The organism is Kitasatospora sp. NPDC056138, assembly GCF_042264695.1.
In the GTDB taxonomy this organism is placed as follows: domain Bacteria; phylum Actinomycetota; class Actinomycetes; order Streptomycetales; family Streptomycetaceae; genus Kitasatospora.
Map to the genome: position 1 here is coordinate 110,674 of NZ_JBHJVK010000018.1, position 11,165 is coordinate 121,838.

The following is an 11,165-nucleotide window of genomic DNA, read 5'->3' on the forward strand; positions in this document are numbered from 1 at the left end:
GAGCCCTCCCCCGGCTGCCGGGGGAGGGCTCGAGCCGTAGGTACGCCTTCGGAAGCTACCTGGTCTCCTCCAGGAGGGCGAGGTGGGCGGCGGCGCTGCGGGACAGGCTGTCGAGGATGGCCTTGCCCTTGGCGGGAGTGCCGAGCGAGGGCTGTCCGATGATCCCGTTCCCGGTGTAGCCGGCCATGCCGACGGTCAGCAGGTGGGGCCGGTCCGGTGCGGAGTGGTCGCCGTACTCGACGCCTTCGCGGACGAGCTCCGGTGCGCCGTGCAGGAGCAGGGAGAAGGCATGTCCGTACACGGATTCCCGGTCGGAGCCGGCAGCCAAGGGGAGTGCTGCACAGGTGTGCGGCGACGGGAGGGCGTTACGCAGGGTAGTCGCACCACATGCGCACTGTCAGCATGCGTGGCACGCTGATCCGGGGTGAGACCGCCCCATTGAGGCCATGATTTCTAGGAGTTCCCCAGTGACGCAGCCGTACGCGCCGACCCAGCCGCAGCCGCAGCCGTATCAGCCGCAGCCGTATCAGCCGCAGCCCTACCAGCCGCAGCCGGGTTACTACCCCCCGCAGCCCCCGCCCGGGTACTACCAGCCGCAGCCCGCGCCGGGGTACTACTACCCGCCGCAGCCGCAGCCGCAGTACTACTACCCGCCGCAGCCCCAGCCGACCGGGGAGAAGGAGTACCCGCAGCTCACCGCCTCGACGGTGAAGGGCACTGTTCTCGGTCAGGCGCAGGCTCAATTCAGTGCGAAGCTCATCAACAACGACGGTGAGCCGATCGTGGGCCAGCCGATCACCTTCGCCCTCACCGATGGCCAGCAGTTCGGCATCGGAGTGACCGACGCCAGTGGCGTCGCGCACCTTGACAGTGGATCGCACATCCTCGACCCGCAGCTGTGGGCCAAGGCGCTCGGCTCCGGTTACAAGGTCCACTTCCAGGGCAACAAGAAGTACATGCCCGGGGACGCCAACGGCAAGATCGTGCCCGGCATCGGATGATCCGCGCGAATTCCCTCTTCCCTTGCGGCATGAAGTCGCAGGCTTAGCGCCGCGAGACGAAGCCTCGTGTTTCACTGCCAGTCGGACAGCGAAACACGAGGCACTGTCACGTCATGGGGTGCACGGTCCTGTCGTGGCCGCACCGCTACCGGGGGCGGTCGCTGCGGGCTCAGGGAAGCCGCCCGGGAACCGCAGGTCCGTCCCGGCGCTATCCGACCCGCGCCCTCCGCCGTTCCACTTCGCCGACGGTCACCGGGGCTTGGATGTTGTACACGTCGCCGACCCGCAGATTGTCCGGTGTGCTGTACTCGCCGTAGGTGCCGACGACGAGGACGGCGACCTGGGAGTCGGGCTGCCAGAACGTCCGGTAGTACGGTGCGTTCGCCGGGTCCGGGATCTCCAGCAGGGGGATGCCGCGTCGCTCCAGCAGGCGCTGCAGCTTCTCGAACCGAAGCCTGGGGGTGAACCGCCCGTAGCGGGCGCGGAGCGTCCCGTCGGCCAACGTGCGGCCCCCGTGGGCGAGTCTGTGCACCTGCAGGGTGAAGTGGTGGCCCGACCAGGGGTGGTCGGCACGGGCGCGGTCCCAGAAGAACTCGGTCATGCCGTAGTCGCGGTACATGGTGTGGGCGTCGAGGACGCTCTCACCGAAGTCCGGCCCCAGGACCTCGGCGACGCGGTCCGGGGAGTCGGTCGGGCGCGCACCGAGCACGGTACCGGTGGCGACGACGTCCACGTAGAACGCCAGGGAGTGCGGGGTCAACTGCTGTTCCTCGAGACGGTTCGGTCGAACGCGGTGTGCGGGGGCGTCGCCTGCAAGGGGCGTACGCGACCCAGGCCCGTCCGGGACCTGCTGTGATGCCCGGTCCGCAACGTCCCGGATCCATCACCCCCTCGGCCTGCCGCGAACGCTACTCCCCTTGTTCCGCGCCGCCTTCACCGCCTTCGACGCCTCCACTGCCTCCAGGAAACGCCACTCGGCGGCCGTGGGCCGCAGTCGCCGGGAGGCGGAGGGCCGCGCGCCGGTCGGGGGTGTGTCCGGGGTGTCGGCGGGCGGGGCGGGTATCGGGTGGATATCGCAGGGGTGATCGTTCTGCGGACCGGGCGGCCGATTGGTCGCAGATTTGTGCGAACCCGGTGAGAGTCCGGGAGTTGGGGCCGCCCCAGGGCTGTTGCGTGTGCATGACCATGGTTGGATGAGCCGGCCCGGGGTCGGGCGGGTGTCCTGTGCTGCGCGCCCCGGTGATGTGATGTCGACGTGATGCCGGGATGTGCGCACTGCCGTCGGGGCCCGCGTGCACCATGGGACGGACAGATCCGGGGGACTTCACAGCACTGCTGACACCACTGTCGGAGGGCACCTTGCGCATCCTGCTGATCGCCAGCGCTTTCAACAGCCTCACCCAGCGCGTTCACACCGAACTGCGGGACCGGGGCCATACCGTCGGCGTCCAACTCGCCCTCGGGGAAGAGGCGGTGCGGGCCGGGGTGGCCCGCTTCCGGCCCGAGCTGATCCTGGCGCCGATGCTCACCCGGGCGATACCCGAGGACGTCTGGTCGCAGCACGCCGTGCTGATCGTGCACCCCGGCCCCAAGGGCGACCGGGGCCCGTCCGCGCTGGACTGGGCGATCCACGAGGAGGCGCCCCAATGGGGCGTCACGGTGCTGCAGGCGGTCGCCGAAATGGACGCCGGGCCGATCTGGGCCTCGGTGCCGTACCCCGTGGCGCGTTGCGGGAAGAGCGAGTTGTACCGCAACGAGGTCTCCGACGCGGCCCTCGAAGCGGTCCTGCTGGCGGTCGAGCGCTTCGAGAGCGGTTGGTTCGCACCCGAGCCGCTGGACTACGGGCGCTGGGACGTCCAGGGGCGACTGCGCCCGTACCACGCCCAGGAGTTCAGGCGGATCGAGTGGGCGGTGGACGACACCAGGACGGTGCTGCGCAAGCTGCGGGCCGCGGACTCGCAGCCCGGCGTGCTGGACGAGCTGTACGGGCGCGAGTACTTCCTGCACGGCGGGCACCCCGAGGACGAACTGCGCGGCGCACCGGGCTCGGTGCTCGCCACCCGGGACGGCGCGATCTGCCGGGCCACCGTGGACGGCGCCGTCTGGATCCCGCAGCTGCGCCCGCGCCGCATCCCCGGTGGGCCCGCCACCTTCAAGCTGCCGGCCGCCCAGGTGCTGGGCGGACTGCTCTCGGAGGTGCCGGAGCTGCCGCTGTCGCCGGTGGCGGCGGCCTGGCGGGACACCTGGTCGGAGATCCGCTACCGGGAGGAAGGGCGGGTCGGGTACCTCGAATTCGCCTTCCCGAGCGGGGCGATGAGCACCGAGCAGTGCCGCCGTCTGCTGGCCGCGTACCGGGAGGCGGTGGACCGGCCGACCTCCGTCCTGGTGCTCGGTCCTGGCCGGGACTTCTTCTCCAACGGCATCCACCTGAACGTGATCGAGGCCGCCGCCGACCCCGCCGAGGAGTCCTGGCAGAACATCAACGCCATGGACGACCTGGTCGAGGCGATCCTCACCACCCACGACAAGCTCACCGTCGCGGCCCTGGCGGGGAACGCGGCGGCCGGCGGCCTGATGCTCGCGATCGCGGCGGACGAGGTGTGGTGCCGGGAGTCGGCGGTGCTCAACCCGCACTACCGGCTGATGGGGTTGTACGGCTCCGAGTACTGGACGTACACCCTGCCGCGCCGGGTGGGCGGCGAGTGGGCGGCCCGGCTGACCACGGCCGCGCTGCCGGTCGGCACCCGACAGGCCCGGCTGCTCGGCCTGGTGGACCGGACGAAGTCCGGCAGTGCGGCCGAGTTCCGGTCCTGGACGGTGCGGCAGGCCGAAGCGCTGGCGGCAGCACCGGAGTTGGAGGCACGGCTGCTGGAGAAGAAGCGGCAGCGCGCCAAGGACGAGGCGGCGAAGCCGCTGGCGGCCTACCGGAAGGAGGAGCTGGCCGAGATGCGGCGCAACTTCTGGGCCCCGGAGGAGCCTTACCACGCGCTCCGGCGGGCCTTCGTGCACAAGGTCTGCCCGGTCGCCACGCCGGAGCACCTCCAGGGCTGACGGTTCCAGCGGCGCGGGGAGCCGCGCGGGACGGAGGGCGGCCGGCGGTACCGGCCTCCAGCGGGCCGGTCTCGCCGACACCCTGCGCCTCGCGCGGCTCCCCGCGCCCTGATGTCGCTCCTGTCGCCGCGGACTACCTGCGGAGCGGTGCGGCCCGGCCGGTGAGGACGGGCGGCCGCTTCGCGCTCTTGCTGGGGGCGACGGCGAAGGCGAGCGCGCTGGCGAAGACGTACGTGCCGAGTCCCACCGCGAGCGGGAAGATGAACTCCAGCGCCACGACGCCGCCGGACGCGGAGTCCTGGCCGGGGTCGAGGTGCACCGAGACGGCGGCCATGCCGGTGTAGTGCATCGCGCAGACCGCCACGCCCATCACGGGGGCGGCGGCCGCCACGGCGAGCGTGCCCTGGATGTTCAGTGCGGCCCAGAGCGCGGCGGTGGCCGCGACGACCGCGATGGCGACCGAGGCCCCGACCGTGACGTGGTCGTACGAGAGCGAGCCGGGCAGCTGCATGGCCGCCATCCCCAGGTAGTGCATCGCCGCGACCCCGAGGCCGGTGAACACCCCGCCCGCCAGCACGGCGCCGAGCGGGCGCCTGCTGTAGCCGATGGTGAAGATGCCCACGCCGACCACGCCGACCGCCACCAGCAGGCTGAGCGTGGTCAGCGGCACGTTGTAGCGGATCTGGACGCCCGAGACGGTGAAGCCGAGCATGGCGATGAAGTGCATGCTCCAGATGCCGAGCCCCAGCGAGAACGAGGCGAACGTGAGCCAGTTCCGGCGGGTCGACCCTTCGGTGAGCAGGGCCCAGCGGGTACTGCGTAGTGCCAACAGCGCGCCGATACAGGCGACGACGTACGAGATCGCCGGTGTCAGCCAGCCGTAGACAGCATGGTGGATGTGACCCAAGAGGAACTCCCTGGACGGGTGTGCATGCCGGTGTGCCGTGCTCCTGACAGCGGGCACAGTAACGACGCCTCCGGATGTGGGCAAGGTTGGCGTTTTCAGTGAACTCCCAGTTCAGAGGGGGTACTTCACGATCAGCACACGAGCGGCGGGTGAAGCTCCACGGGATTCCCAGGCTTGCCCGGTGAGGTAAAGGCCCGACGGGGGAGTCGTGCCCCGGCCCCGGGCGGGCAGGGCTGGGACGGATGGCCGGGCGGCCGTTCGCGCCGTAATCAATTTTCTTTAGCGAGAGTAATGACGTAGGCTAAGGACATGCCCGAGATGTCCGAGGAGGACCTCGCAGCCGTGAGTCAGCTGCGGTCGTCCGCGATGCGCCTTGCCCGACGACTGCGACACCAGCGTGTCGAGGAGTCGCTGAGCCCCACCGAGATGGGGGTGCTCGGCACCCTGGGGCGGTGCGGCAAGGCCACGCCCGGCGAGCTCGCCAGGCGCGAGCACGTGCAGCCGCCGTCCATGACCAGGATCATCGCGATGCTGGAGGAGAAGGGGCTGGTGCAGCGCGAGCCGCACCCGGAGGACCGCCGCCAGGTGGTCGTCAGCAGCACCGAGCAGGCCGACGCGATCCTCGCGGAGAGCCGCCGGCGGCGGAACGCCTGGCTGGCCGAGCTGGCCGAGGGGCTCAGCGAGGAGGAGTGGGCGGTGCTCAAGGGGGCCGCTCCGGTGCTCTACAAGCTGGCCCACCTCTGAGCGGGCCGGGAGCCCGGCCGCGGGGCCGGGGCTGAGCCGCGTCGACATCGACACATCGGGACCGAACGAGGGAGTACCGCATCACCGCAGGACCGAAGACTGACACCAGCCGCGCGGCGACCGCCCTGCCGACCGCCGCGCACCGAGGGGAGACCACCGTGACACCGCCGGCCGCAGCCAGCGCCGCCGCCATCCGAATCGACGACTCCACCACCGACCAGGCAGCCGCCACCGCTGCCTCCGCCGAGAGCCAGGCCCCCACTCCCGTGGGACTGCCCGGCACCGGCGACGACGACCCCGACGAACGCACCGCGGCGGCCTCCACCGCCGCGCCGAGCCCCGCCGACGCCGCCGCTTCGAGCGGCCGCACCGGTTCGACCGGCCACGAAGGCCCGACCGGCCCGACCGGGGCGCGTTTCACCCGGCCCGGAGGGATGTTCTCCTCCCTGCGGATCCGCAACTACCGCTACTACTTCGCCGGCCAGGTGGTCTCCAACACCGGCACCTGGATGCAGCGCATCGCCCAGGACTGGCTGGTGCTGAGCCTGACCGGCAGCCCGTTCGCGGTCGGTGTGACCACCGCGATGCAGTTCCTGCCCATGCTGCTGTTCGGCATCTACGGCGGCGTGCTCGCCGACCGGATGCCCAAGCGGCGCCTGTTGGTCGTCACCCAGGGTGCGATGGGCCTGCTGGCCGCCGGACTGGCCGTGATGACCGTCAGCGGTACCGTCACGCCCTACTACGTCTACGCCTTCGCGCTGCTGCTCGGCCTGGTGACCGTGGTGGACAACCCGACCAGGCAGGCGTTCGTGAGCGAGATGGTCGGTCCCAAGGACCTGGCCAACGCGGTCAGCCTGAACGCCGCCAACTTCCAGACCGCGCGGCTGGTCGGCCCGGCGGTGGCCGGTCTGCTGATCGCCGCCGTGGGCAGCGGCTGGGCCTTCGCGGTCAACGCGCTCTCCTTCGCGGCCGTGATCGGCGGCCTGCTGGCGATGCGCAGCAGTGAGCTGCGGCCGACCGCGCCGATCGCCCGCGAGAAGGGTCAACTCCGGGAGGGGCTCCGGTACGTGAGGGAGCGTCCGGAGCTGCTCTGGCCGATGGTGCTGGCCGGTTTCATCGGGACCTTCGGGTTCAACTTCGCGACCGTGCTGTCGGGTTTCGCGTACGACGTGTTCAAGGTCGGCGCGGGCGAGTACGGACTGCTGAACACCGGGATGGCGGTCGGCTCGCTGGTCGGCGCGCTGCTGGCCGCCCGGCGTGGCGCGCCCAGGCTGCGGAGACTGGTCCTGGCGGCGCTGCTGTTCGGTGCCCTGGAGGTGCTGGCGGCCTTCGCGCCCGGGTACTGGACCTTCGCGGCGCTGCTGCCGCTGATCGGCGTCTTCGGTCTGACCTTCAACACCTCGGTGAACTCGATGCTCCAGCTCGCCACCGACCCCGAGATGCGGGGGCGCGTGATGGGCCTGCTGGTCCTGGTGTTCACGGGCGGTACGCCGATCGGCGCCCCGCTGGTCGGCTGGGTCACCGCCGCGTACGGGCCCCGGCTGGGCCTGCTGGCCTGTGGTGCGGTGTCGGCGCTGGCCGCCGCCGTGGTCGGCCTGGTGCTGGCGCGGGTGGCCGACCTCCGGGTGCGGGTGGACCTGCACCCGGGGCGCGGCGGCAGGGTCGTCGCGGTGGTTCCGCGCACCATCCCGAAGCAGCGTCTGGCGACCGCCTGCTGACGGTGGGTCGGATGTGAGGTGGCCTCCGGTGCCGGATCAGACCCTGATCTCCAGGATCTGCCCGCGCCAGAGGCCGCTCGGCTGTTCGACCTCGAAGGTCTCGGTCGGTGTGAAGCCCAACTCCAGGTACTGGCCGACCAGTCGGCGGTCCCCGTCGGCGTAGCAGTCCACCCGGACCAGCCCGATCCCCCGGCGCCGGGCCTCCGCCAGGGCGTCCGCGATCAGTGCCGCGCCGATGCCCGACCCCTTGCGGCTGCGGTCGGTGACCAGGTTGCGCACGTACAGCTCGCGCTCGTCGATCTCGGTGGCGTAGTTGTTGGCCTGTTCGGAGACCACGCAGCAGCCGACCACGGTGCCGTCCGCGTCCTCGGCGAGCCGGACCAGGAAGGTGTCGGCGTCGCCGGTGTAGGCGTGGACCCGGTCGACGGCGGCGGGACGGCTGGACCACGGCTGGTCGCCCCACTGGCCGGTGCGGCCGAGCGAGACCAGCCAGGCCACGGCACCGTCGAGCAGGTTCAGGATGTCGGCCGTGTCGTCGGGGCCGCCGGTGCGAATCTTCATGCGAACGTTTCTACCGGTTCGGCGGCGGTGCGTGGAAGTGCTTTCGGACGGGGCCGGGTCTCGCGGGCCGGGCCGGGCCGTCGGCCGATCTGGGACCGAGGCGGGGACCGACGTGCGGCCGATGTGCGGCCGAGGTGGGGATCGCCCAGGGGTGTCGGGGCGGGGAGCGTCGGTCCGGCGGGGAGGATGAGGCCATGAGGCTCTTTGTGGCAGTTGATCCGCCGGCGTCGGCGGTGCAGGAACTGGCGGACGCCGTGGCGCCGTTGCGGGAGTTGCCCGGCGCGGACCGGCTGCGCTGGACGGGTGTCGAGGGCTGGCACCTGACCCTGGCCTTCCTCGGTGAGGTGCCGGTGACGCAGGTCCCGCAGCTGGAGGAGGCGTTCGCGCGGGCGGCGGCCGTGAACGGTGCGCACCGGTTGCGGATCGCGGGCGGCGGTTGCTTCGGCGACCGGGTGCTCTGGGTCGGGGTGGAGGGGGAGACCTGGGCCCTGCGCAGGCTCGCCGAGTCCGTCCGGGAGGGGATCGGCGAGCTCGGTCTGGAGACCGACGAGCGCGGCTTCCACCCGCATCTGACGCTGGCGCGCGCCGGGTCCAGCCACGGGCGCAGCCGGGCGGTACGGCGCTCCGCGCCCGGGGAGCTGCAGGGCATGGCGGCGGCCCTGGAGGACTTCAGGGGGAGCGAGTGGGAGGCGGGCGAGCTGCGGCTGATGCACAGCACGCTCGGTTACGGGCCGACCAGGTACGAGGAGGTGCGGGCCTGGCCGCTGGCGCGGTGGGAGGCCTCCTCGTAGCGGGGCAGGGGTGGCCCCGGGGGCGCGGGGAGCAGCACGAAACGGACGCACGCACCCGGGCCGGTTGCACCGCCGTACTCGGGGGAGCAGGACGCGACCGACCCGCCGGGCCCCGGCCCGCGGCAGTCGCCTTCCGGTTCCGCGCAGCTCCCGCGCCCCGAGGCACCCCTGTCCCTGAACGGGCCCCTGCCCCTGGAAGGAGCAGTCACGGAAGTGCGGCGCCGCTGCCGCGGACCTCAGGGCGCCAGGGGCGCACCGCGCAGTTCGACGGACTGCGGTGCGGCGTCGCCGAGTTCGAGCAGGACCAGTTCGTTGCGGCCGGTCCGCAACAACGGCTGCGGGCAGAACAGGGCGTGCTGCGGGCCCCGGTCGTCGTACCGGCCGAGCAGGAAGCCGTTCACCCAGAGGTAGCCGCGCCGCCCGCCGGGGACGGCCAGGTAGGTGTCCCCGGTCGCGTCCAGCTCCAGGACGCCGCGGGCCAGCCCCGGCTCGTCGCCCTCGAAGGCGAGTTCGGGCAGCGGCGCGGCCAGGTCGAAGACCTCCGCCCGGCAGCCGTGGAGGTACTGCCGCTCGTGCCGGACGCCGCCGGTGATGCCCTTGCACTCCCCGCCGTGCGGACCGTAGTTCACCCGGCCGAGCGAGTCCACCAGCAGTTCGACGAGCACGCCGCCCGCCACCCGGACCGGCTCCTGCACCACCCCGCGCTCCAGCTCGGCGACCCGCTTGCCGTCCACCAGCAGCACCGCCCGGTCGTGCAGGCCCTCGACGGTGAGCGGGAGTTCGGGCCGTGGGGCGGGGATGCGGAAGCTGTACCTGACGAGGCCGTGCTCGATCCCGAGCTCCTCGAAGACGGGCGGGACGGCGGACTCCACCGGCGCGCCGAACGGGATCGCCGCCCGCCCGGTCAGCGGGACCGTCGCCGGCTCCAGCAGGTCGGGCAGGGCCGGGGGACGGGCCGGGAGGGCGGAGCGGAACCGGGCCTGTTCGGGGTGCTCCGCCGCGAACTCCGCCAGGACCCCGCGGAACAGCTCGTACTTCGGCGTCGGCGCACCGCGCTCGTCCAGCGGGGCGTCGTAGTCGTACGAGGTGGTGACCGGCTGGTACGGCGACCGGGTCCAGTCGGTGGAGTCGAACGGCGGGTCGGCGTGGTTGGCCCCGGCACCCGTCCCGAAGTTGCTGCCTCCGTGCGCCATGTAGAGGTTGACCGAGGCGCCCGCCGCCAGGATCCGGCGCAGCGTGTCGGCGGCGTCGGCGGCGTCCCTGGTGTGGTGCGGCTCGCCCCAGTGGTCGAACCAGCCGTTCCAGTACTCCATGCAGAACGGCGGGTCCTGCGGCCGGTGGCGGCGCAGCGTCTCGAAGGCCGCCTCGGGCTCGGAGCCGAAGTTCACGGTGGCGAGGACCCCGGGCACGGTGCCCCCGGTCAGCATGTGGTCCTCGGGGCCGTCCGAGGTGAACAGCGGTACGGTGACGCCCCGCCGCCGCAGCCCGTCGGCCAGCTGCCGCAGGTAGCCGGCGTCGCTGCCGTAGGAGCCGTACTCGTTCTCCACCTGCACCATGAGCACATTGCCGCCCCGGTCCACCTGCCGCGCCACGACGGCGGGCAGCACGGCGTCGAAGAAGCCGTCCACGGCGGACAGGAACTCCGGGTCGCTCGTCCTGGCCCGCCGTCCGACCCGGGCGGTCAGCCAGCCGGGCAGGCCGCCGTTGTCCCACTCGGCGCAGATGTACGGACCGGGCCGGACGATGGCCCAGAGCCCCTGGCGGTCCGCCTCGTCCAGGAAGCCGGCGAGTTCGGCCAGCCGCCGGAACTCGCCGGGCCTGGGTTCGTGCAGGTTCCACGGGACGTAGGTCTCGACGGTGTTGAGGCCCATCGCGCGCAGTGCCGCCAGCCGCTGCGGCCACTGCTCGGCGTGGGTGCGGAAGTAGTGCAGGGCGCCGGAGAGGATCCGCAGCGGTCGGCCGTCGAGGCGGAAACCCGCGGAGTCGTAGGTGAGCATGCGCCCAGCCTGCGGGAGCGGCGGGCCGGAAGCCATGGACGAAGCTCCGGGGCGTGTTGGATTGTCGAGGCCGACCGGGTCGCGGCCCGCCGCTGTCGGTCGCCCAGCACGCCCGCCGGGCCGGGGTGACGGGTGGGAGCGGTACGGGCCGGAGCGGGGGAGTGCCGGGGCTCGCGGAGCCACCCGGTAACCTCGATGAACGTGGACCCCAAGACTCGTATGCGGATCGTGACCGGCGCGCTCGTACTGCTGCTGGCAGTGGTGCTGATCAGCTCGCTGGTGAACAGGTAGCCCCGATCACCCCGTTACCTTTTCCGTGGCCCCGCAATGGGGCTCCCGGCCTCCGGCTCGGCATGACTGTTCCCCCCTGTAGTTCGCATGATCCGGGGGGTGGT

The 11,165-nt window shown here is 72.2% G+C and carries 10 protein-coding genes; 5 read left to right on the forward strand and 5 right to left on the reverse strand.

Annotated elements, in window-relative coordinates:
• Positions 1–55: 55 nt before the first annotated feature.
• Complete coding sequence (locus ACFC1R_RS14465; RefSeq protein ID WP_375938072.1) at positions 56–301, reverse strand: creatininase family protein; 246 nt, start codon at positions 299–301, stop codon at positions 56–58.
• Positions 302–467: 166 nt separating this feature from the next.
• Here ACFC1R_RS14465 and ACFC1R_RS14470 point away from each other — a divergent pair, with 166 nt between their 5' ends.
• A complete protein-coding gene (locus tag ACFC1R_RS14470) occupies positions 468–1,001 on the forward strand; it encodes a hypothetical protein (protein ID WP_375938074.1) in 534 nt (177 codons plus the stop codon).
• A gap of 208 nt (positions 1,002–1,209) precedes the next feature.
• On the opposite strand, the gene ACFC1R_RS14475 is transcribed toward ACFC1R_RS14470, so the two are convergent.
• Positions 1,210–1,761, reverse strand: a complete 552-nt coding sequence (locus tag ACFC1R_RS14475) for a hypothetical protein (RefSeq protein ID WP_375938077.1) — start codon at positions 1,759–1,761, stop codon at positions 1,210–1,212.
• Between the two features lie 599 nt (positions 1,762–2,360).
• On the opposite strand from ACFC1R_RS14475, the gene ACFC1R_RS14480 reads away from it, so the two are divergent.
• Positions 2,361–4,052, forward strand: a complete 1,692-nt coding sequence (locus ACFC1R_RS14480) for a hydrogenase maturation protein (protein ID WP_375938080.1) — start codon at positions 2,361–2,363, stop codon at positions 4,050–4,052.
• 133 nt (positions 4,053–4,185) lie between these two features.
• Here the strand turns inward: ACFC1R_RS14480 and ACFC1R_RS14485 are convergent, their stop codons facing one another.
• Positions 4,186–4,959 (reverse strand): MHYT domain-containing protein, encoded by a 774-nt coding sequence (locus ACFC1R_RS14485; RefSeq protein WP_375938083.1) that lies wholly within the window; start codon positions 4,957–4,959, stop codon positions 4,186–4,188.
• Positions 4,960–5,268: 309 nt separating this feature from the next.
• On the opposite strand from ACFC1R_RS14485, the gene ACFC1R_RS14490 reads away from it, so the two are divergent.
• Both ACFC1R_RS14490 and ACFC1R_RS14495 read left to right on the forward strand, forming a co-directional pair.
• Complete coding sequence (locus ACFC1R_RS14490) at positions 5,269–5,703, forward strand: MarR family winged helix-turn-helix transcriptional regulator (RefSeq protein WP_375938085.1); 435 nt, start codon at positions 5,269–5,271, stop codon at positions 5,701–5,703.
• A gap of 158 nt (positions 5,704–5,861) precedes the next feature.
• The gene (locus tag ACFC1R_RS14495) at positions 5,862–7,421 is read left to right on the forward strand and encodes an MFS transporter (RefSeq protein ID WP_375938088.1); all 1,560 of its coding nucleotides are present in this window, start codon (positions 5,862–5,864) and stop codon (positions 7,419–7,421) included.
• 36 nt (positions 7,422–7,457) lie between these two features.
• Here the strand turns inward: ACFC1R_RS14495 and ACFC1R_RS14500 are convergent, their stop codons facing one another.
• Positions 7,458–7,982 (reverse strand): GNAT family N-acetyltransferase, encoded by a 525-nt coding sequence (locus ACFC1R_RS14500; RefSeq protein ID WP_375938091.1) that lies wholly within the window; start codon positions 7,980–7,982, stop codon positions 7,458–7,460.
• Between the two features lie 194 nt (positions 7,983–8,176).
• Here ACFC1R_RS14500 and thpR point away from each other — a divergent pair, with 194 nt between their 5' ends.
• Entirely contained in the window at positions 8,177–8,773 is a 597-nt protein-coding gene (gene thpR / locus ACFC1R_RS14505; protein ID WP_375938094.1) for an RNA 2',3'-cyclic phosphodiesterase, read from the forward strand.
• 236 nt (positions 8,774–9,009) lie between these two features.
• Here thpR and ACFC1R_RS14510 read toward each other — a convergent pair whose 3' ends face one another.
• Positions 9,010–10,770: a beta-galactosidase family protein gene (locus ACFC1R_RS14510; protein WP_375938097.1), complete on the reverse strand. Its 1,761-nt coding sequence runs from the start codon at positions 10,768–10,770 to the stop codon at positions 9,010–9,012.
• Between the last annotated feature and the right edge of the window lie 395 nt (positions 10,771–11,165).